General features: G+C 71.1%; 18 protein-coding genes and 1 pseudogene. 5 read left to right on the forward strand and 14 right to left on the reverse strand.

Annotated elements, in window-relative coordinates; all coding sequences use genetic code 11:
- Positions 1 to 101 precede the first annotated feature (101 nt).
- The 9 genes from KS423_RS14430 to KS423_RS14470 form a co-directional block, all read right to left on the reverse strand.
- Positions 102 to 1,457: a nitrate/sulfonate/bicarbonate ABC transporter ATP-binding protein gene (locus KS423_RS14430; RefSeq protein ID WP_224279144.1), complete on the reverse strand. Its 1,356-nt coding sequence runs from the start codon at positions 1,455 to 1,457 to the stop codon at positions 102 to 104.
- A 14-nt stretch (positions 1,458 to 1,471) separates the two neighbouring features.
- Positions 1,472 to 3,229: an ABC transporter permease subunit gene (locus KS423_RS14435; protein ID WP_224279146.1), complete on the reverse strand. Its 1,758-nt coding sequence runs from the start codon at positions 3,227 to 3,229 to the stop codon at positions 1,472 to 1,474.
- A 90-nt stretch (positions 3,230 to 3,319) separates the two neighbouring features.
- Positions 3,320 to 3,733 carry a winged helix-turn-helix domain-containing protein gene (locus KS423_RS14440; protein ID WP_308020189.1) on the reverse strand — a complete coding sequence of 138 codons (414 nt, stop codon included), beginning with the start codon at positions 3,731 to 3,733 and terminating at the stop codon, positions 3,320 to 3,322.
- A 55-nt stretch (positions 3,734 to 3,788) separates the two neighbouring features.
- Positions 3,789 to 5,438, reverse strand: coding sequence for an NRAMP family divalent metal transporter (locus tag KS423_RS14445; RefSeq protein ID WP_224279148.1), 1,650 nt, complete (start codon positions 5,436 to 5,438; stop codon positions 3,789 to 3,791).
- 461 nt (positions 5,439 to 5,899) lie between these two features.
- The gene (locus KS423_RS14450) at positions 5,900 to 6,817 is read right to left on the reverse strand and encodes a LysR family transcriptional regulator (protein WP_224279150.1); all 918 of its coding nucleotides are present in this window, start codon (positions 6,815 to 6,817) and stop codon (positions 5,900 to 5,902) included.
- Entirely contained in the window at positions 6,818 to 7,654 is an 837-nt protein-coding gene (gene fdhD, locus KS423_RS14455) for a formate dehydrogenase accessory sulfurtransferase FdhD (protein ID WP_224279151.1), read from the reverse strand.
- Positions 7,642 to 8,961: an MFS transporter gene (locus KS423_RS14460; RefSeq protein ID WP_224279160.1), complete on the reverse strand. Its 1,320-nt coding sequence runs from the start codon at positions 8,959 to 8,961 to the stop codon at positions 7,642 to 7,644. Before KS423_RS14460 ends, fdhD begins: the two co-directional genes overlap by 13 nt.
- A 349-nt stretch (positions 8,962 to 9,310) precedes the next feature.
- Positions 9,311 to 9,790, reverse strand: coding sequence for a GreA/GreB family elongation factor (locus KS423_RS14465; protein WP_224279162.1), 480 nt, complete (start codon positions 9,788 to 9,790; stop codon positions 9,311 to 9,313).
- A gap of 179 nt (positions 9,791 to 9,969) precedes the next feature.
- On the reverse strand, positions 9,970 to 12,144 hold the full coding sequence (locus KS423_RS14470) for a UvrD-helicase domain-containing protein (RefSeq protein WP_224279164.1): 2,175 nt from the start codon (positions 12,142 to 12,144) through the stop codon (positions 9,970 to 9,972).
- 298 nt (positions 12,145 to 12,442) lie between these two features.
- Here KS423_RS14470 and KS423_RS14475 point away from each other — a divergent pair, with 298 nt between their 5' ends.
- On the forward strand, positions 12,443 to 12,976 hold the full coding sequence (locus KS423_RS14475; RefSeq protein ID WP_224279166.1) for a hypothetical protein: 534 nt from the start codon (positions 12,443 to 12,445) through the stop codon (positions 12,974 to 12,976).
- Positions 12,977 to 13,075: 99 nt separating this feature from the next.
- Here the strand turns inward: KS423_RS14475 and KS423_RS14480 are convergent, their stop codons facing one another.
- The 3 genes from KS423_RS14480 to KS423_RS14490 form a co-directional block, all read right to left on the reverse strand.
- A complete protein-coding gene (locus tag KS423_RS14480; protein WP_224279167.1) occupies positions 13,076 to 13,765 on the reverse strand; it encodes a pentapeptide repeat-containing protein in 690 nt (229 codons plus the stop codon).
- Between the two features lie 532 nt (positions 13,766 to 14,297).
- Complete coding sequence (locus KS423_RS14485) at positions 14,298 to 14,492, reverse strand: DUF397 domain-containing protein (protein WP_224279169.1); 195 nt, start codon at positions 14,490 to 14,492, stop codon at positions 14,298 to 14,300.
- Positions 14,485 to 15,351: a helix-turn-helix transcriptional regulator gene (locus KS423_RS14490; RefSeq protein ID WP_224279171.1), complete on the reverse strand. Its 867-nt coding sequence runs from the start codon at positions 15,349 to 15,351 to the stop codon at positions 14,485 to 14,487. The genes KS423_RS14485 and KS423_RS14490 overlap by 8 nt, the downstream gene beginning before the upstream one ends.
- A 320-nt stretch (positions 15,352 to 15,671) precedes the next feature.
- Between KS423_RS14490 and KS423_RS14495 the strand changes: the two genes are divergently transcribed.
- From KS423_RS14495 to KS423_RS14505, 3 genes are read left to right on the forward strand one after another with little or no spacing between them, the layout of a single operon-like run.
- Positions 15,672 to 16,034, forward strand: a complete 363-nt coding sequence (locus KS423_RS14495) for an ATP-binding protein (RefSeq protein ID WP_224279173.1) — start codon at positions 15,672 to 15,674, stop codon at positions 16,032 to 16,034.
- Positions 16,031 to 16,270 (forward strand): hypothetical protein, encoded by a 240-nt coding sequence (locus tag KS423_RS14500; RefSeq protein WP_224279175.1) that lies wholly within the window; start codon positions 16,031 to 16,033, stop codon positions 16,268 to 16,270. Before KS423_RS14495 ends, KS423_RS14500 begins: the two co-directional genes overlap by 4 nt.
- A 2-nt stretch (positions 16,271 to 16,272) precedes the next feature.
- The gene (locus KS423_RS14505) at positions 16,273 to 16,446 is read left to right on the forward strand and encodes a hypothetical protein (RefSeq protein ID WP_224279177.1); all 174 of its coding nucleotides are present in this window, start codon (positions 16,273 to 16,275) and stop codon (positions 16,444 to 16,446) included.
- Between the two features lie 62 nt (positions 16,447 to 16,508).
- Here KS423_RS14505 and KS423_RS14510 read toward each other — a convergent pair whose 3' ends face one another.
- The gene (locus KS423_RS14510; RefSeq protein ID WP_224279179.1) at positions 16,509 to 19,058 is read right to left on the reverse strand and encodes a DUF262 domain-containing protein; all 2,550 of its coding nucleotides are present in this window, start codon (positions 19,056 to 19,058) and stop codon (positions 16,509 to 16,511) included.
- Between the two features lie 244 nt (positions 19,059 to 19,302).
- Between KS423_RS14510 and KS423_RS14515 the strand changes: the two genes are divergently transcribed.
- On the forward strand, positions 19,303 to 20,745 hold the full coding sequence (locus KS423_RS14515) for a glyceraldehyde-3-phosphate dehydrogenase (protein WP_224279181.1): 1,443 nt from the start codon (positions 19,303 to 19,305) through the stop codon (positions 20,743 to 20,745).
- A gap of 90 nt (positions 20,746 to 20,835) precedes the next feature.
- Here the strand turns inward: KS423_RS14515 and KS423_RS14520 are convergent.
- Positions 20,836 to 21,105, reverse strand: a pseudogene (locus tag KS423_RS14520) (hypothetical protein); the annotation flags it as partial.

A 21,105-nucleotide genomic window follows, 5' to 3' on the forward strand; every position in this document is an offset into this window, starting at 1 on the left:
CGGCGACGACGGCGGTGCCGCCGCGGCCGGTGCGACCACGCCGCAGCCCTTCGCCCGCGCGGCCCGGGCGGTGCGCCGCCGCCCGGCGACCGGCTGAGTCCTCAGCGGCCCGGGGCCTCCGTCCGGTACTCCTGCCGGTCGGCGTCGTACGCGAAGAGCCCGGCGTAGCGGCCCCAGTCGGTCGCGGTCTCCAGTTGCCGGTCGGTCTGTTCGACGGTGTAGTGGCGGCCGAGCAGGTCGCGCAGGAAGCCGGTGCGGACGGTGGCGCCGGGCCGGCCGCCGAGGCTGTTGGCGATCAGCTTGATCAGCGGGACCTCCAGGGCCGCGGCGGCGAAGACGGCGCGGGAGTCCTGGGCGTCGGCCCCGGTGTAGGCGGCGCCGGCCTCGGTGAGCAGCAGGTCGTCGCCGTGGACCTCGGCGAAGCCGAGCAGGTCGAGGGCGTCGACCTGGGGGAGCAGGTCGTCGATGTCCAGGCCGAGTTCGTCGGCGAGGCCGGCCAGGTCGCAGCTTCCGCCCCGGTGGGCGATCGTCTCGGCGAGACCGGAGAGGCCGTCGACGCCGGCGGGGGGCAGCGGGGTGCCGGCGACGGTGCGGCGGTCGGGGTCGGGGTCGGTGCGGCCGGGTGGGCGGGTGTCCTTGGGCCGGCCGGTCATGATCCGGTACACCCGGTCCACCAGCTCGTCGAAGGGGGCCGAGTCGCGGTCGCGCGGCCGCTCCAGGGCGACCTCGACGGTCTCCCGGATGGTCCCGTAGGGGCGGGCGCCGAGGACCACGATGCGGTCGGCCATCAGCACCGCCTCCTCGATGTTGTGGGTGACCAGGACGACGGCCCGGGTGGGGAACTGGCCGGAGTCCCACAGCTCCATCAGCTCGCCGCGCAGGTTCTCGGCGGTGAGCACGTCGAGCGCGGAGAACGGCTCGTCCATCATCAGCACGTCCGGTTCGACGACCAGCGCCCGGGCGAAGCCGACCCGCTGGCGCATGCCACCGGAGAGCTCCTTGGGGTAGGCGGACTCGAAGCCGGCCAGGCCGATCAGGTCGACGGCCTGGGCGGCGGCCCGGGCGCGCTCCCGGGGCGGCACCCCGCGGGCCTCCAGGCCGAGCTCGACGTTCTGCCGGACGGTCAGCCAGGGCAGCAGCGCGAAGGTCTGGAAGACCAGCGCGGTGCCGGGGTTGGCGCCGGCGAGCGGGGTGCCGCGGTAACGGACGGTGCCGGAGCTGGGCGGGATGAGGCCGGCCAGACAGCGCAGCAGGGTGGACTTGCCGGAGCCCGAGCGTCCGAGCAGGGCGACGATCTCCCCGGCCCGCACGGTGAGGTCGATGCCGGAGAGCACCGGCAGTTCGCCGGCGGCCCCGGCGTAGGCCTTGGTCAGGCCGACGGTCTCCAGCAGCACCTCGTCGTCCCGGTCGGGACCGGGGACGGGCTCGACGGCACGGGAACGGAACGGGAAGCGCATCGGCGGACTCCGGACTACAGCGAGTAGCGGCGCTCGGCCAGCCGGTACAGCCGGCGCCAGAGCAGGCGGTTGAGGGCGACGACGTACAGGGTCATCACCGCGACCCCGGCGAGCAGGTGCGGGTGGTCGCCGTGCTCGGCGGCGCGGGCGATGTACGCGCCGAGGCCGGTCGCGGTCAGGGTGGTGCCGCCGAAGGTGACCACCTCGGCGACGATGGAGGCGTTCCAGGCGCCGCCGGAGGCGGTGATGCCGCCGGTGACGTACGACGGGAAGATCCCGGGGATGATCAGCCGCCGCCAGCGCTGGAGGCCGCGCACCCCGAGGTCGTCCATGGCCTCGCGCAGGTCGGCGGGGACGGCCATGGCGCCGGCGATGGCGTTGAACAGGATGTACCACTGGGAGCCGAGGGCCATCAGCAGGATGCCGCCGAGGTCGATCGACACCCCGGTGCGCAGCAGCAGCCAGACCGCGAACGGGAAGAGGAAGTTGGCCGGGAAGCCGGCCAGCACCTGGACGACGGGCTGGGCGATCCTGGTGAGCCGGGGTGAGAAGCCGATCTTCACGCCGATCGGCACCCAGACCACGGTGGCCACCGCGACCAGCACGACCACCCGGGCGAGGGTGGCGAGCCCGAGCAGCAGCGGCTCGCCGAAGACGCCGAGGCCGGTGCGGTCGGCGAGGTAGCCGCCGAGGTCGACGACGCCCCACAGCACGATGCCGCCCGCGACGAGGGCGAAGGCCACGTCCCCGGCCCGCCGCCGGCCCGGGTCGACGGCCGGTGGGCGGTCGGCGGTGCCGAACACCCGTCCGGCCCGGTTCAGGGCCCGTCCGGCGGGGCGCAGCGCCCCGCCGAGCGCGGCGGGCAGGCGGGAGCGGCGCAGCAGGTCCAGCACGATCGAGCGCTGCACCTCGGTGGCCTCGGACTGCTCGTTCTTGAACCGTTCGGCCCAGGCGGTGAGCGGCCGCCAGAACAGGAAGTTGACGCCGACCACCAGCACCACCATGGTGGCGATCGCCCAGCCGACCCGGCCGAGGTCCCCGGCGGCGACGGCCGCGCCCGCGTACGAGCCGACCCCGGGCAGCGCGTACCGCTGGTTGTCGACGCTGATCGCCTCCGAGGCGACCAGGAAGAACCAGCCGCCGCCGAAGCCGAGCATGCCGTTCCAGACCAGGCCGATCATGCCCGAGGGCAGTTCGACCTTCCAGAACCGCGTCCACCGGTTGAAGCCGAACGAGCGGGACAGTTCGTCGAGTTCACGCGGCAGCGAGACCAGCGCCTGGTAGAGGGCGAAGGTCATGTTCCACGCCTGGGAGGTGAAGATGGCGAACACGGCGGCGCATTCGAGGCCGAGCATCGAGCCGGGGAAGAGGGCGAGGAAGCCGGAGACCGCGACGCTCAGGAAGGCGAGCACCGGCACCGACTGGAGGATGTCCAGCGCCGGGATCAGCACCCGCTCCAGCCGGCGGCTGCGGGCGGCGGCGTAGGCGTAGCAGAAGGTGAAGACGACCGAGACGGCGAGTGCGGCGAACATCCGCAGCAGCGAGCGCAGCGCGTCGTACGGCAGCCGGGCCGGGTCGGTGTCGACGGCCGCGTTCCGGGCGGTGGAGAACCGGACGGTGCCGCCCTGGCCGAGGCGCAGCGCGAGGTAGAGCAGCACCAGGACGGCGGCCGCGACGACGAGGTCCACCCACAGCCGCCCGCCGAGGCGGCTCGCCGTCCGGGTGGGCAGCGACCCTCGGGACGGGCCCGGGGCGGACTTCAGCAGGGTCATGGCGGTACCTCCGGCGCAAACCCGGGCAGTCTGCTCCCTCGGTACGTCCGTATGCAAACCCGTACCGCCCCGGGGGCCGCTGCCCCGTGCCTACCGGGCGGGAACGGATCCGGTGCGCCGCCGGTCCGCGGGGGCCAGCCGGGGGTCGTACTTGTAGCCGATCTGCCGGACGGTGGCGATCGCCTCCCGGTGCCCGGGCCCGAGCTTGCGCCGGATCCGGGCGATGTGGGTGGCGACGGTGCGGGAGTCACCGGAGTCCGGGCGGCCCCAGACGGCCTCCATCAGCTGGCGCCGGGAGTGCACCCGCAGGGGGTTGCCGACCAGGTGCGCGAGCAGCTCGAACTCCAGGTACGGCATGGTGAGTTGACGGCCCTCGACGGTGACGGTGCGCTGCTCGGTGTCCACCACCAGGCCGGGCGCGGGAGCGGGCCGCGGGGCCGGGCGCCGGCCCGGGGCGGGGTGGTCCGGGAAGAGGGCGTCGAGCCTGGGGTAGCGCAGGGCCATGGCGGAGGGGCTCCTTCGGGGTCTGGGCGGACGGGGAATGTGCGAGCCGGTCGGCTCAGTGGCTCAGCGCGGTCTGGACGATCTTGACGACGACCATGGCCATCGCGAGCAGCAGGTAGGCGCGCAGGGCGCCCATGCCGACCTTGCGGGCGGTGGACATCACCGGCGTGTCGAGGGTCTCCAGCGGGGGCATCCGCCAGCTCTCCCGGCCGGTGCGGTCGACGGTGTCCTCCTTGGTGCCGCGGCGGCCGAAGGTGAAGGAGTACCCGGCGAGGAGGACGCCGGCGATGCCGCAGCCGGCCATGATCCACAGGATCGCCCCGGAGCTGATGTCCGGCCAGACCACGGCGGCGGTGAGGATCAGCGAGAGCATCACCAGCACGCCGACCACCGCCGAGGTGAAGGCGTTGGTCCTGGGGCCGTTCACCCAGGGGCCGAGCACGGCCTTGTCGTTGCAGAGCAGCAGCAGGAAGACCGTCGCGGAGGGCAGCAGCACCCCGGCCAGCACCTGGACGAACTGGGTCATCAGGCCCTGGGTGTAGTCGGTGGACAGCAGGGTGATCGCCGCCGCCGTGACCACCAGGCCGGCGTAGATCCCGTAGAAGCCCTTGGCGCCCTTGACCCCGCGGTGCAGCGAGTGCTTGATGCCGAACACGTCGCCGATCGCGTACGCGGTGGACAGGGACACCGCGAAGGCGCCGATGATCGAGGCGTCCAGCAGCGCGATGGCGAACAGCACGCCGGCGAGGTGGCCGGCCTTGTCCTCGATGCCCCGGGCGACGGCGGCCGCGTCGGAGAACTGGCCGAAGCCGTCGGTGCCCGCGAAGGCGGCGGCGGTGAAGCCCATCATCGCGGCGGCGCCGACGATCACGATCACGATGCCGATCCACAGGTCGGCCTTCTCGTACGTCATGAAGCGCGGGGTGATCCGCTTGTCGATGACGTAGGACTGCTGGAAGAACAGCTGCCACGGGGCGACGGTGGTGCCGACGATGGAGATGATCACCAGCATCACGGCCGCGAGCCGGCCGGACCCGCCCGGCATGCTCGGGACGACGAAGTCGTGCGCCATCTGCGAGGTCTTCGGGTGGACCATGAAGTAGATCGGCACCAGCAGCAGGGAGCCCATGCACAGCGTCACGGCGACCCGCTCGAAGCGCCGGAAGGAGCCGGTGAAGGCCGAGGCGACGATGATCCCGGCCGCCAGCACCACCGAGGCCACCTTCGGCAGGCCCAGGTACCCGGCCGCGAGCGTGACCCCGATGAACTCCGTGACCAGCGTCAGCGCGTTCAGCAGGAACAGGTCGATGACGCTGAACGCGCCCCAGAACCTGCCGAAGCGCTCCAGGATCAGCCGGGCGTGCCCGACGCCGGTGACGGCGCCCAGGCGCAGCACCATCTCCTGGTTGACGTAGAGCACCGGGACCAGCATCAGCAGCGTCCACAGCAGCTGGGTGCCGTAGTTCTGGCCGGCCTGCCCGTAGGTGGAGAAGGCGCCGGCGTCGTTGTCGCCGACCATCACGATCAGGCCGGGTCCGACGATCGCGAGCAGGGTCTTGAGTCGCGCCGACAGGCCCTGGCGGGGCGTGTCGTCGTCGAGCCGGATGGTGCCGAGCGCGCCCTTGATGTCGCCGAGGTGCGCGTCGTCCAGGACGGCCGAACGCGGCTCGGGGACCGTGGAGTCGAGAGTGGCGTGGGTGGTCATGGGGTTCCTCCCTGGGCCCCGGACGGGCGGGGCGGGTCGGAGGCAGGCGGCAGCGCTCCCTGCAAGCGGGCACGGCGCATCGGCGCGCGGCGGCGCGGCCCGTACGGGTGGCGTGCGGGCACGGCGAAGCCGCGTGCGGAAGTGACGTGTCGTCATGGCTGACGGGTCGTCAGGGCATCGTGCAGGGAAAGGTGTTACCGCATGCCGGAGGTGTACGAGGGCAAGCGGGGGCAGGGGCAACTGTGGCCCGGACTACTGCAATCCATGTCTCTCGCCTCCTCCCGGCCGGCGCACCCCGTGGTGCGTGTCATCGACGCGGCAAGGAGTTCACCGGCCCGCGCAACGCGACCGCCGGTTCACCCCAACTCGTCAGAGCTTAGCCCCGCCTGAGGGCCATACTTGCGCACTTGGTAGAATCTTTACCTTTGGGTGCGCGGAGGAAGGGCAGGTGCGGCGAGCGGTCACGCGCCCGGCAGGCTGCCGAGGACGGCGGCCACCTCGGTGCGCCGGGCGACCTCCAGCAGTGCGCGGGCCATCACCGAGCCGGGCTCCCGGGCGGCGATCACCAGCCCGATCGGCGCGCTGTGCACCGGCTCGGCCAGCGGAACGGCCTGCATCCCGTGCGGCACGCCGAACACGTGCAGCCAGGCGTACGGCACGATGCTCGCCCAGTGCCCGGTGCGGACGTGGGCGAAGAGCGAGGCCACCGAGTCCGTCTCGACCCGGGGTGTCGGCTCCAGCCCGAGGCCCGCGAACACCTCGTCCAGCACCCGGCGGCCCTGCATGCCCGGATGCAGCAGGCACAGCGGCAGCCGGGAGGCCTCCTCCCAGGTCGCCCGCGGGTGCCGGGCCAGCTCGTCGGCCGGGCCGGTCAGCAGTACGTACCGCTCCTCGTAGAGCGGGAGCGTGCGCAGGTCGTCGGTGCCCGGCCCGGACAGGTAGGTGATGCCCGCGTCGATCTCGAAGTTCCTTACCTGGCGCAGGAGGTCCTCGGAGCGCAGGTCGGTGGACAGCTCCACCGCGGCCAGCGGGTGCGCGGCGCAGAACGGCCCGGTGAGCAGCGAGACGGCCCCCGAGGCGGTCGGCACCGAACCGATCCGCAGCCGTCCGCTCAGGCCGGTGCGCAGCGCGTCCACCTCGTCCCGCAGGGCGTCCCGGTCGGCCAGGATGCGCTGTGCCCACAGCACGATCCGCTCGCCCTCGGGGGTCAGGCCCTCGTAGGTGCGGCCGCGCCGCACCAGCAGCACCCCGAGTTCGTCCTCCAGCTTGCGCAGGCCCTCGGAGAGAGCGGGCTGGGAGACGTGGCAGGCCTGGGCGGCGCGGGCGAAGTGGCGCTCGCGGGCGAGCGCGACGAGGTACTCGAGCCGGCGGAAGAGCATCTACCCGACCCTGGTGGTGTCGATGCGGTCGGTGCGGGTGTAGACGTTCATCGAGTCGCCGCGCAGGAAGCCGACCAGGGTCAGCCCGCTCTCCTCGGCGAGGTCCACGGCCAGCGAGGACGGCGCGGAGACCGCCGCGAGCACCGGGACGCCCGCCATCACGGCCTTCTGCACCAGCTCGAAGGAGGCCCGGCCGCTGACCATCAGCACCGTGCCGCGGGCCGGCAGCAGGCCCTCGCGCAGGGCGTGGCCGACCACCTTGTCCACGGCGTTGTGCCGGCCCACGTCCTCGCGCAGGCACAGCAGCCGCCCGTCGGCGTCGAACAGCCCGGCCGCGTGCAGGCCCCCGGTGCTGTCGAAGACCTTCTGGGCGGCGCGCAGTCGCTCGGGCAGCGCGGAGAGCAGCCCGGGGGCGACGCGCAGCCCGTCCTCGGCGACGCTCCACGGTGCGGTGGTGCGCACCGCGTCCAGGCTGGCCTTGCCGCACAGGCCGCAGGAGGAGGTGGTGTAGAAGTTGCGCTCCAGCGAGGCGTCGGGGGCGGGCACACCGGGGGCGAGCAGGACGTCCACCACGTTGTAGGTGTTGCCGCCGTCGGCGGTGGCGCCGGCGCAGTAGCGGATGCCGGCCACCTGCTCGGCGGCGTGCACCACGCCCTCGCTGACCAGGAAGCCGGCCGCCAGGTCGAAGTCGCTGCCGGGGGTGCGCATGGTCACCGTCAGCGGGCGCCCGCCGACGCGGATCTCCATCGGCTCCTCGGCGGCCAGGGTGTCGGGCCGGTACGAGGGCGCGCCCTGGCGCAGGCGCAGCACTCGGCGGGGTACGGTCACTCGGCCCATGGTCGTCGGCTCCTCGGTGGTGTCGGCCCGACGCTCAGCGGTGTCGGTCCGGTCCTGGACGGTGTCGGTCCGATCCGTGCGGACTCTGTGGATGCATCCTCGCGCGTCGGGCGGCCCGGGGGTGCCGCGGGGTGGTCCGGCCCGGGCAGGTGGCGGCGGCTGTGCACGGCGGTGACCGCCAGGCAGAGCAGTCCGACGGCCGCCATGCCCGCCAGCAGCGCCGGGTAGGAGGCGTGGCCGGCGGTGCCGGCGAGCAGCAGCGGGGTGAGGAAGCCGCTGGAGGTGGTGCTCTGGTAGAGCGAGGCGGAGGTCGGTCCGGAGGACCGCGGGGTCAGCCGCTCCACCTCGTGCAGCCCCGCGCCGAGCGTCAGCCCGTACCCGGTGCCGAGGACGACGGCGGCGGCCACCACCAGGCCCACCGAGTCGCGGTCGGCGGCGAGGGCGCCGAGCAGCAGCCCGGCGATCACGGTGGCCATCGCGGTGAGGGTGGCCCGGGCGCTGTCCGCGTCGTCCAGCCGGGCGGCGAAGGGCTGGGCGACCACGCCCGTGGCCAGGGTCAGCGCCGCGACCAGGCCGCTGAACAGCGGCGCGTAGCCGGGCACCCGGTCGGCGACCAGTGGCGGCAGCACCACGTACGCCACGGTGGCGGCGCCGAGCACGGCCGGGCTGGCGGGGAGGACGACGTAGCGGAACCGGGGGTGGCGGACGGCCGCCGTGCGGTGCGGTGCCGTGCCGCCGCCCGCGAGGGTGGTCTCCGGGAGTCCGCGGGTGGCCCGCAGGACCAGCAGGCAGCCCAGCGCATGGGCGAGGCCGGGCAGCACCATCGGGCCGGGCAGCCACTCGGCGATCACCCCGGAGGCCAGCGCGCCCGCCGCGAAGCCCGTACCGGTGGCGTACATCGCCCGACGGGCTCCCTGCTCGGGCGGGACGGCGGGTCCGGAGAGCTCGCGCAGCCAGGCCGTGCCGGCCAGGAAGACCAGCCCGGCCGCGAAGCCGGTGGCCAGCCGGGCGGCGTACACGGACGGCTCGTCCGCCAGGGCCAGGACGACGCTGGCGGCGGCGGACAGGCCCAGCGCGGCGCGCACCGTCCGCCGCCGGCCGTACCGGTCGGCGGCGGGCCCGCCCAGCAGCAGGCCGGGCACCAGGCCGACCAGGTAGACCGAGAACATCGCGGCCAGCGAGAGCGCCGACCAGTCGGTGTGCGCCCGGTACACGGTGGCCAGCGCGGTGAACTGGTTGGCGCCCCAGGCGGCGACGGCGACGGCGGCCGCCGCCGGGAGCCAGCGGGCGGTGCGGGACGGGGGCATCTGCTCGCTCTGCTCGGTTTCTCTCGCGGGACTTTCCGGGCGGCTGGGAACACCCGCGAATTCGATGAATTCGGTGAATTCGGTGAATCCGGCACAGTGCGGGAAAGAGGGGCGAGGGCCGCCTTCTCTCCGGGATTCCGGGCGCTTCCGCCGGGCCGCTCGTCCAGTGTGTGGCATGCCGTCGTGGCACGTCAAAGAGGCAGTCCCTGTGGCCCGATAAGTGACGCCTATCAAGCGTGCGGCAGGTACGGCCGGACCGTCGTCCGGCAATTGCGCCGGGAATTGCGCCGGGAATTGCGCCGGGAATTGCGCCGGGAATTCCGCTGCGGTGGTTCGACCCGCCGGAGGTTCAACCCGCCTGCGGGCCGTCGCTGCCGATCGACAGCACGACCGCGCTGGCCGCGCCGACCGGGGTCTCGTAGTTCACCGTCTCCCCGGGATGCCGCCCGAGCAGTGCCTTCCCGAGCGGGCTGTCGAAGGTCACCAGGGTGAGGTCCCGCTCCTCCGCCACCTCCGAGATCTCGACGGTCTCCTCCATGCCGTCGCCGAACCGCACGGTCACCGTCGATCCCACCCCCACCACGCGCGCGGACGGCTCCCCGGCCACCTCGGCCTCCCGCAGCCGCGTCTCCAGCTCGGCGATCCGCCGGTCCAGCCGGGTCACCTCCGACGCCCGCTGCAACTCGTCCGCCGCGTCCGCCGAATCCCCCGTCGGCTCCACCCCGCGCAGCGTCGCGGCCACCTTCCCCCGCTGCTCCCGCAGCTGCGCCAATTCCTCCTGCACCGCACGCAGGCCCTCGGCACTGATCGGTTCCGGCCCACCGCTCATGGCAAGCTCCCGGGTCTCTCACGGAACACTCGAACACCGGCCGCCTCCCATTACCCCACCCCACCGGGGCCGGGGCAACTCCGTGTCCGGCCTCGGCTGCGGAACGGCCGGCGCCGGGCCGGCGCATCGCGGGGGTCTGGTCCCGGACGGCCTCCTCGGCGACTCGGCGGGGCGGCCGGTCAGCCGGTGAGCAGCTCGCCCGGCCGGGGCTGTGGCGCCTGTGCGGGGATGGCCGGCCCGAGGAAGGCGCTGGGTGTGCCGTGCCAGGACACGCGCAGGGCCTCGCGTGCGCGTGTGCACGCCACGAAGAGCAGGCTCAGCTCGCCGTTGAGGTCCTCCTGGTGCTGCTGCGGGTCGGTTTCCACCGGGGTGAGCGCGCTGCGCATGGGCACCAGGCCGTCGCTCACGCCCACCACGGCGACGCAGCGGAACTCCAGCCCCTTCATCCGGTGCATGGTGCCGACCCGCACACCGGGGGACGGAGCGTTGCCGAGCAGGTAGACCGGTGTTCCGGCCTGCTCCAGGGTCTGGGCGACGTCGCGGCCGAGTTGGACGGTCCGGACGGCGACGCCGATGTCCTCCGGGGCCACCCCCGAGGCGGTCCACTCCTCGATGCGGGCGACGAGTGCCCGGATCTCCTCGGCCTTGTCGGCGTGACCGTGCGTCTCGGGGCGCGCCCCGTGCAGGGTCGAGTGGTAGCCGACGAGGGACTCCTCCCCGCCGTCCATGTCGTCCGGGCGCTCGCCGGTGAGCAGGGACGCGGACCAGCTGAGGATTTCGTGCGTGGTCCGGTAGTTGACTCGCAGCCGGGAGGACCGCCCGACCACCTGGATCCCGAGTGAGCGCAGCGAGACCTTGTTCCCGTAGATCCGCTGGTGCGGGTCGCCGGAGAGGAAGAGGTCGTCCGGCCCGGGCGCGACGACCGCGCGGAGGAACCTCCACTGCGCGGGGTGCAGGTCCTGCGCCTCGTCGATCACCACGTGTCGGAACGGGCGGTCGTCCTGTTCGTCGAGCACCCGCGCGGCCTGCGCGCAGACCTGGAGGAACGTCCACTCCCCGGTCTGCCGCAGGTCCTCCTCGAACGCGGCCACCGCGCGCCACAGTTGGGCCTTCTTCAGCGGACCGAGGGCCGTACCCCGGCCGGTCCGGGGTGCCTTCAGGTACTGCTCCGCGCTCTCGATCGCCTGGGCCAGGACGACCTGCCGCCACTCCTGGTCCAGGAACACGTCGGTGAAGTCGACCCCTAGCCGGCCGGCGATCCGGCCCCAACGGGCGAGGACCGCACGCTGGTTGAAGACGATCTTCAGTGGAGCGCCGCCGCGCGAGCGGCGGAGGACCTCGTTCGCCAACGCGTCGACGGTGACCACCCGGACCTTCGCCCTGATCCGCTCGTCCGTGACGAGCAGCGCGAGGCAGCGTTCCAGCTCCGCGGCGAGGTCCTTGGTGAAGGTGGTCAGCAGAATCGATCCGTCGGGCGCGTCCGGCGGCAACCGGCGCGCCAGGTGGTAGGCGCGGTGCAGGGCCACCACGGTCTTGCCGGTCCCGGGGCCGCCGGTGACGCGGGCGGGCCCGTTGTACGAGTCCCGGTAGGCGATCCGGTACTGGGCCGGGTGCAGGAAGATCCGCCATGCGTCGAACGGGCGCTCCAGGATCTCCAGCAGTTCCTCGGGGCAGGACACCAGGGCGACCCGGCCGCGCGCGTGGGCCATCGCCGAGACCAGCCCGTCCTCGGACTGCTCGGTGCTCGCCGGAGCCGCCGCCCGCGCGTACGCCTGGACGATCTCACGGTCGATGTCGGCCGGCTCCAGTCCGCTCGCGAGGCCGATCAGGACGTCGAACTGCTGCTCCGGCAGGACCCGGTGGAGCGCTTCGAGATGGGTTTCGTCGGGCAGCAGCCGGATGATCGGCAGGATCTCCTCGTCGATGCCCAGGCTGCGCAGGACCTTGTCGGAACGGCCGGCGAAGAGCCGCCGGGGTTCCTCGGAGGCCAGGGTCTTCAGCGACTCGGTGGCGCGTTCCAGCGCGACGTCGTTGCGGATCTCGATGCCCTGGGTGGCGGTGTTGACCGAGCCGCGGTGCTTGCACGCCCAGTCGTTGGCCTTGTCGTGCGGGAGGACCTTCAGGAGCAGGTAGCTGTCGCCCTCGTCCTCCTTGAGGACCACCCCGCGCCAGAAACCGGTGATCCGGATGGTCCGGATCCGAGGGTCCCGCTGATTGGTGAGCTTCTCCAGGTGAATGCCGGTGTGCGTGGCCTCGGTGAACTTCTCGAAGGTCTCGAACACCCGCCGCTGCACGGACTTCTCCAGCGCCGCGAACTCCAGCAGGAAGTCCCGGTGCATACCCAGCGTCGCCACACGGGCCCCCTTGCGCCTCACTCGGACGGGCAGTGCGCTCACTGTACTGGCCTTGGTGATCACTCGGGCGCGCGCTACCAGCTGGAACGCCCCCTGAGGCGGGGGTCGAAGGGACACGAACACCCTTCGGACGGTTTCCGCGGATGTCCGGACGGCCGCGTGCCGGTTCGGCAGCGCTGTCGGACGCACGCTCCTTCCGCCGGACCACTGGAGTTCCGGACGGGTTCCCCCTCCAGAGGCACCGGCATCATTCACCGGGACGATGCCGGCGAATCGGCTGACGCCGAAGGCTGTGAGCATGAAGACGACGACACGGCCCTCGGCCGCTCCCCCCGCAGGCGACACCGAGCGACCCGTTCCGCGCTGGGCCACCGCCGCGGCGCGGGCCATCCCCCTGGTGGGACTGCCCGCGTGCCTGTGGCGGCTGCCGTTCGCGTTCGGCTTCACCATGGGGACGGTGCAGGAACAGACGTACAGCTGGTGGGTGATCGCGCCTTACGTCTTCACCCTGAGCGCGGTCTCGGAGTGCCTCGCCCTGCTCTCCATCGGCCTGGTGCGCGGGTGGGGCGAGGTCGTGCCCGGCTGGGTCCCGGTGATCGGCGGCCGGCGGGTCGCGCCGGCCGCGGCGATCGTGCCGGCGACCCTCGGCGGGCTGGTGCTGACCGGCGTACTGGTCGAGTGGTCGCTCGGGATCCTCGGTGTCATCCCCGGCCTGCACTACACCAACGACTCGTGGCGGGTGCTGGCAGTGTGCTGCCAGGCCCTGATGGTCCTGTGGGGTCCGCTGCTGCTGGCCGTCACCTACGCCTACTGGGTGCGGCGCTGCCGCTGAGCTCGCACCGGCGGTGCGGGAAGCCGGACCCGGCGGTCGTGAGCACGGTGCTCACCGCACACGGCTCTCCGGGACGGTTCACCTGCCGGGCTCGACTCACTACGGATTCTCCGCAGTGACGCACGACGGATATTCTTTCCCGCTGTTCACCACGAAGTTGCCGCTCGCGTCTTTGACCTTCATCGGGCGGACCTGTTGCATGAGCGGATCCGACATGAATTTCGCCGGCCAGCAGGTCAGCGCGTTCACCTGCGCCCCCTCCATCGAGCGCACGCCGGTCAGATCGGCCCGACTCAAATTCGAACTGAGCAACAGGGCCTCTTGCAGAGTGGCCCCTTTGAAAACGGTTTTGGAGAGATCCGCCCCGATGAAGTTCGTGCCAGTCAGGTTGGCGTCCGTGAAGTCGGCCCCGCGCAGAACGGTGTCGCGGAACTGGAATCCCGACAGATCGACTCCCTTGAAATCGGCGTCACGCATGTCCTTGCCGTTGAAGCTGATCCCCTCGATCGAGTGCTTCCCCGGAGAGAATCCGTAGAGTTCGGAGGCTACCGTCACGCTGGCATGCCAGGTTGCCTCTTCCTGGGCCGTCTCCAGGGATTTCGTAAGAAACTGGACGGACAGTGACACCGCAAATCCCGTGATAAGACCTCCACCCATGCCGGAAAGAATGCCGCTCTCGATCGAGTGCGCGCCGGATGCCAGTCGCCAGGCGATGACTGCCATCAGGACCCCCAGGACGACCAGCAAGAAGACGACAGCCCACTGCCAGGGCTCGATCCCGCGCAGCATCGGGTACCCATCCCTTCATGTGAGTTTCAGGAATTTGGAAAGATGAGCCGACAAAAATTCAAACAATTCGCCGATTACTAGGCGAACTATATTTTCTGGCAGCGTGATCCGCATTTTCTCGGACCCGTTCGAGTGATGATCCGGCGCATCTCTTCTTCCAGTGAGGGGCCCGCTGAGTTTTTCGGAATGGTCGGGGGCCGCGTTTTCATGGGCTGGGGTACCAGTGGGCTCGGAATGTCCGCCAGCAGTGCCCTCACAAAGGCGAACGCCGTCGCCCGCGGCTCCGACCGCTCGAAACGCCCGGCGACACGGCGTCAGGGGGACCGGCATGGCGAGGGAGCCTGGACGGGCGAGGAGGCCGCGGCCGTGCGCGAAGCTCCTCCGCGCGGGGCTGGACCTCTGGGAACAGGCTGTGCAGGGTGTCGGCACCGGTTGATCGGATCCACGAGTCTTCCGCGCGTACTCGGCTCAACTGCCGCTGTGGTACCCGGCGGAAGCGGCGCCCCGCTCGGCGGTGCGCGGCGCCGCCGTGTCACTTGGCGAGGTGGTCGAACTCGCCGGCCCTGGCGCTCTGGAGGAACTTGGCGAACCTGGCGGGGGTGGTGCGGACTATGACCTCGCCGTCGTCGGACTCGCGCAGCTCAACCAGCCCGTCGGTCGTACGCACCTCGACGCACTCATCGTTCGCACCGGAGTAGCTGGATTTCTGCCAAGCAGAACTATTCACGCTTGCTTTCCGTTTCCTTCTTGATGGTTCCGATGAAGTCTCGGGACTCCTCCTCGGAGAGCGCGCCGGACTCGAAGCGGGCGAGCAGGGAGCGGAACTTTGCCATGTGGGCCGGGGCGTCGACGATCCGGATACCGAGGCTCGAATCCACCTGGGCCCCGTCGAGCTCGGGTACCGGTCCCTCGGCATAGGTGAAGTTCTCGCTGGAGCTTGGCATGGCGCCGATGTCGAACGGAACCACTCGAACCGAGATGGTCGGTTGCCTGGAGTCTTCGATGAGGGCGCCGAGTTGCTCGGCGAGGACGGCTGGGCCGCTGAACTGCATGCGCAGCGCTGCTTCATGGATGAATGCCGAGTACGGCGTCGCGCCGGAGCGAACGAGGCGCTGCCGCTGCATCCGGAAGGCTGTCCTGAGATCGATCTCGTGGCGAGGCAGTGGCGGGAAGGTCTGGGCGAAGACGGCGGCCGCGTACGGCCCGGTCTGGAGCAACCCGGGCACGAAGGCCATCGTGTAGGTGGTGAGACTTCGAGCCTGGCCTTCGAACTCCGCGACATCAATGAAGTCCGAGGACAGAGTTCCTCGGTAGTCCTCCCACCAGCCTGGCTTCTCGCGCTCCGTGATGACGTCCGAAAGCGCGGCGATCAAGGGCTCGTTGACGCACATGCACGTCGCGGCGACCGTGCGCAGACGTTCCACGCTGATGCCGATCTTCCCCGCTTCCATCTGTGTCACCTGCGCCGGACTCATGCCGACGAGGCGGCCGAGCTCGGTGCCGCCGAAGCCGGCCTGCTCGCGCATCCTTCGCAGCTCTGCGCCAAGCCGACGCTGACGGAGTGTTGGGTTCGTGCGTGGAGCCATGGCTTCCTTCCGGGGCGGGGCGATCCAAGTCTGCCGCGAGGCTTGCCGGTCGGTCCATTTGAGGCGGCTGGTACCACGATAGAGGGAAGATCTCAGATTGGGGTAAAACTTGATCTTACTCTGAGCTATGGTCGCCGACAGATCGATCCGACGGATCGTCAGTAACGCTCCTTTCCAAGGGCAGTAGGCGCCTGCTGCCCCCGCACCGCAGAGCAGCCATGCGCGGCATCAGCCAGCCCCGCTCTGGCCTGGCTCACGGCGACGTATCCGCCTTCTCCCTCTCTCATCCCTCTCCACGCCACCCCCTCACGGAGGTTCCCGTGTGTACCCGTAACACCCCCTCCCTCGACCTCTCCCGCCAGTCCCTCCGGGACACCCTCACCCGCTACGGCTGGGACCCCGAGACGATCTTCAACGCCGAGCTCGCCCTCATGGAGCTCCTCGTCAACGCCTGGCGGCACGGCAACACCGCCTGCCCCGTCGTCTTCTACTCCCTTCTCGGCCGCACGCTCCGCGTCACCGTCTCGGACGAGAGCGACGCCCTCCCCGAGCAGCGAACCCCCGGCGACTTCGTCGAGACCGGCCGGGGTCTCCAGCTCGTCGAGGGCCTCACCCACCGCTGGGGCGTGGACCCGCAGAAGCGCGGCAAGATCGTCTGGTACGAGCTGGACTCGGTCTCGTGACGCGCGAGCCCGTCGCCCCCGACGACCCCCGGATGCGTGACCACACCAGGCCCCAGATCACCGCTCTCCTCGGTGAACTGCACCGGCTCGGCCTCCCGCACGGGCTCCTCTGGGGCTCCGCCTCGGCCAGCGAGACCATCCTCGACGGACGTCTCCTGGTCGACTTCGGCAATGCGCCCGTGAGCACCCTGCTCAACCTCGTCCACCTTCTCCGCGGCCTCGAAGGGAGCGGGTGACGATGAAACCGGGTACCGCCACCTTCCTGGTCGGTGCGGCCTTCGCCGTCCTGCTCGCGCTCGCGTTCGCCACCGTCGCCCTCGGTGTGGTCGCGGTCCTCCGGATGCCCAGGCCCGACGAACAGACCGCCATCGAGCCCGAGCACCGAGGCCCGGCCGGGGGCATGCCTGCCTGACACCGCGCCGCGCACGGCCGAGCCGAGTCTCCCAACTCGGCTCGGCGGCAGGGCGATCCGGCTCAGGCGCGCTGCGCGAGATCCAGCGCCGCGGTGAGGGCGAACCACTCCAGCACCGCGCGGATCTCCTCCGGGTGGTCGGCGAACACCTGGAGCGGGAAGGACGGGCGCAGCTCCAGCTTCGCCTCCGCCAGGTCGATCCCGTCGATCTCGTTCAGCCGCCGCAGCAGCTCCTGTCGCACCTCGGTGTCGTCGAACGGGCTGCGGTCCTTCAGGTACTGGAAGACCACCTCCACAGTCCCCGACACCGGGTAGAGCGCGAACGGCCAGAGCAGGTGAGGCCGGGAGGGAGTCCCGGTGTTGAGCATCGGGAAGCAGCTGGTCTCCTCGGAGCGGCCGTAGTCGAAGTGGCCGTCCTGCTGCTCCCAGAAGCGCAACGCCGTCAGGACTCCTCCCGCGACCGCCGCGGTCTGGTTCTCGACCAGTTGAGTGCGGAAGCGCTCCGCCGCAGCCGCGTTCTCGGTGTCGGGCAGTGGGTCGTGCAGCCGGTCCGCCGGGATGTCGCGGCCCAGCAGGGTCGCCAGTTCGGTGGCGGTCAACCGGCACGACCGGTGGGCGCGGCCGGCTTCGTCGAAGGGAACGCCCTCCTCCTCCAGGAGGTCGCGGGGTGTCTCGGTCCGGTCGCCGTCGAGCCAGCGGAAACCGGGGGAGACCCGCCCGTCCGAGTTCAGGACCCGGTAGGCCCCGATCACCCCGGCCTTGGTGGCCAGGTGGTTGCCGACGCCGACCGCGTGCGTGCCGATCAGCTCGGAGACGTCACCGTACGAGGTCCAGGTGCCGCTGGGCATCGCGACGAGTGCCGCGCGCAGGTCCGCCCAGCCCGGCCACTCGTCCCCGACCGTCTTCCCCGACCCGATCGGGGCCGGCCACAGGCCGATCGCCCGCTCGGCGAGCCGGTCGGCGCGGGCCAGGATCTCCGCCTTGCCCCAGCCCTCGGCGGCGGCGATCTCCTGGTTCATCCGCAGCGCGCTCGCATCGAGGAGCTGCTGCTTTCGCTCGAACGGGTGGTTGGAGAGCTTGGAGTTGTCGCCCGACAGCGTCAGGTTGCCCAGGGTGTGCACCAGCAGGTCGTGCAGTTCTTTCGGGCTCTGCCCGTCCTCCGTCTCCGCCGCGAGCAGGTCGAACCAGGCCTGCGGCGGGCGCTGCGGCAGCACGTGCTCGATCGTGAGCGACGCCTTCTCGAAGTCCACCGGCTCGCTCGCCGCGTGGCTCTCCTCCAGCCGCCGCAGCACGTGGAAACGCTGGGCGGAGCGCCCGCTCCAGTAGAACGGCTTGGTGCGGATCGCCTCCCGCAGGTCCTCGTCCGAGGGCCACTTGCGGCGCCGGCCGGAAAGCAGCCGGCGCACGGCCTCGGCGGGGGAGCGGTCCGTCTCCAGCTCCCTGGGGGCGTCCATGAAGATCCGGTTCAGGTTGTTCGTGGGGACCTGGCAGATCATCCGGCGGACCAGGTACGACTCGACGTAGCCCAGCGCCTCGGCGGCCTCCTCCGCCGTGGCCGCGTCGGCGTCGACGAGGTCGAGGAGGTGCAGGGCGAGCGGGTAGTGCGTCTGACCGCCCCACGCCCCCAGCCGCTCCAGCACACCGCGCAGTTCGGCCGAACTCTCGGACTCGGGCTTCAGGATGCGGCGCAGCCGCTTGCCGCGCTCGGTGAGCAGCTGGATCTCCCGCTGCAACGCCTCCTCGTCGTTCTTGAGACCGTCCAGCCGCTTCTGCTGCTCGCGGTAGATCTCGCTCTGCTTGGCCTTGCTGTGCCCGCGCACCACCAGGTCGAGCCAGACCAGGAGTTCGAGGTTCTTCGGCCCGAGTTCCTGCTGCATCGGCAGCCACAGCTCGCGGTAGACCCGCTCCCCTCGCTTCGGCAGCAGGCTGAAGACGTAGTTGCGCAGCAGGTCGCTCTGGCTGAGGCCGACGCCGGTGTTGTTGATCGATTCGAAGATCCGGTAGACGTTGTCACCGTCCTGGGCGGTGATCTCGACGATCGAGAGCAGGCTCTTGAGGACGGTCTCGACGGCGGTGACCCATGCGCCGCCGTTCTCCTCCGCGCCCTGGGCGAGGACCCCGAGGAAGAACCGGTACGCCGTACCGATGTTGCCGGCGTCACCGGCTTTAGGGGAGGACTCCACACACGCGGTGTACGCCTCCCGGTCGGCCTGGGTGGGCAGCAGACGGTAGTGGTCGAGCCCCTCGTGGAACTCGTTGACGAGGAACTGCCGGTGCACCCGGTCGGCGGCCTTCGCGGCCCCGGCGCTCCTGTGGTGGTCGCGCAGCGCGGTGAAGGCGAGCATCAGCGTGGTGAGCCGCTGCTGACCGTCGACCACCAGCCAGCGCTGGACGCCGCCGGCCTGGATGTGGCCGGGCGCGAGGACGACGGAGCCGAGGAAGTGGGCAGTCGGCGAGGTGCCGGTGAGGTGCTGTTCCGCCAGTTCGGACACGTCGTCCCAGAGCTGCTGCAACTGCGGTCGCTCCCAGCTGTACGTCCGCTGGTAGAGCGGCACCTGGAACTGCTTCTCGCCCTGCACCAGATTGAGGAACGTGATCTCCTGCGCCCGCATGACTCCCCTTTCGCGGCCGTGCACGGAGCTGAGATTCTGGCACCGGCCGACGGCGTTCGGTCGAGTCGCCCCGGGACCGAACTCGACCCCCGAGGGGTGGCGGTGATCACCTTTGGCGGCGGGGAGGTGAGGGAAAGCGCAGGTCGGGGGCCCGGGTGAGGCGGGCGGAGGAGGGACCGGCCGCCGGGCCGGGAGCGGGCGAAGCTACCATGTGGGCAACACCCTCAGCTCGAAAGATGGACTTGTGACTGTCAACGACGACGTGTTCACGGACTGGAAGAACCGCGAGGAGATCGCGGAGTCGATGATCCCGATCATCGGGCGGCTGCACCGGGAGAAGGACGTCACCGTCCTGCTCCACAGCCGGTCCCTGGTGAACAAGTCGGTGGTCAGCATCCTCAAGACGCACCGCTTCGCCCGGCAGATAGCCGGCGAGGAGCTCTCGGTCACCGAGACCATGCCGTTCCTGGAGGCGCTGACCGCCCTGGACCTCGGCCCCTCGCAGATCGACCTCGGGATGCTCGCCTCGACCTACCGGGCGGACGACCACGGCCTGTCGGTGGAGGAGTTCACCGCCCAGGCCGTCGCCGGTGCCACCGGTGAGAACAAGCTGGAGCGCCGGTCCGCGCAGGACGTCGTGCTGTACGGGTTCGGCCGCATCGGCCGCCTGGTCGCCCGCCTGCTGATCGAGAAGGCGTCCGGCAACGGTCTGCGGCTGAAGGCCATCGTCGTGCGCAACGGCGGCGGCGACGACCTGGTCAAGCGCGCCTCGCTGCTGCGCCGGGACTCGATCCACGGCCAGTTCCAGGGCACGATCACCGTCGACGAGGCGAACAACAAGATCGTCGTCAACGGCAACGAGATCACGGTGATCTACTCCGACGACCCGACCAAGGTCGACTACACGGAGTACGGGATCAAGGACGCGATCCTGATCGACAACACCGGCAGGTGGCGCGACCGCGAGGGCCTGTCCAAGCACCTGCGCCCCGGCATCGCCAAGGTCGTGCTGACCGCCCCGGGCAAGGGTGACGTGCCGAACATCGTGCACGGCGTCAACCACGACATGATCAAGCCGGACGAGCAGATCATCTCCTGCGCCTCCTGCACCACCAACGCCATCGTCCCGCCGCTGAAGGCGATGGAGGACGAGTACGGCGTGGTCCGCGGCCACGTGGAGACCGTCCACTCGTTCACCAACGACCAGAACCTGCTGGACAACTACCACAAGGCCGACCGTCGCGGCCGCTCGGCGCCGCTGAACATGGTGATCACCGAGACCGGTGCCGCCTCGGCCGTCGCCAAGGCCCTGCCGGACCTCAAGGCGAAGATCACCGGCAGCTCGATCCGCGTGCCGGTGCCGGACGTGTCCATCGCGATCCTGAACCTGCAGCTGAAGCGCGAGACCAACCGCGAGGAGGTCCTGGACTACCTGCGGGACATCTCGCTGACCTCGCCGCTGAAGCGTCAGATCGACTTCACCGACTCGCCCGACGCGGTCTCCAGCGACTTCATCGGCTCGCGCCACGCCTCGATCGTGGACGCCGGCGCGACCAAGGTCGAGGGCGACAACGCGATCCTGTACCTGTGGTACGACAACGAGTTCGGCTACTCGTGCCAGGTCGTCCGGGTCGTGCAGTACATCTCGGGTGTCGAGTACCCGACCTTCCCGGCTCCGGCGGTCTGATCCACCGGTAGGGCAGGACGACCGAGCAGTACGGCGGGGCGGTGACCGGGGCGGTCACCGCCCCGCCGGTGTTCGGCAGCGGGGCGGTCGCTATCTTGAGGGGTCACTGACAGGCCTAGGGAGGGCGATGGGGATGGGTGGTCGGCGGGTGCTCGCCGCGGTGGCGGCGGCCGGAGTGCTGACGGGCGTGCTGGCCGGGTGCTCCTCCGGGGGGTCGAAGAGCGTCGGCGCGGCGGATTCTCCGGCCTCGTCCGCGGCGGGTACGACTGCGCCGGGTACGGCTGCGGCGTCCGCCTCCGCCCCGGCCGGGGGCGCGCCCGACCAGGCGGCGCCCTCCGCGCCCGGGGCGGGTTCGGCACC

Origin of the sequence: Streptomyces sp. LS1784 (assembly GCF_020103755.1) — a bacterium.
GTDB lineage: Bacteria > Actinomycetota > Actinomycetes > Streptomycetales > Streptomycetaceae > Kitasatospora.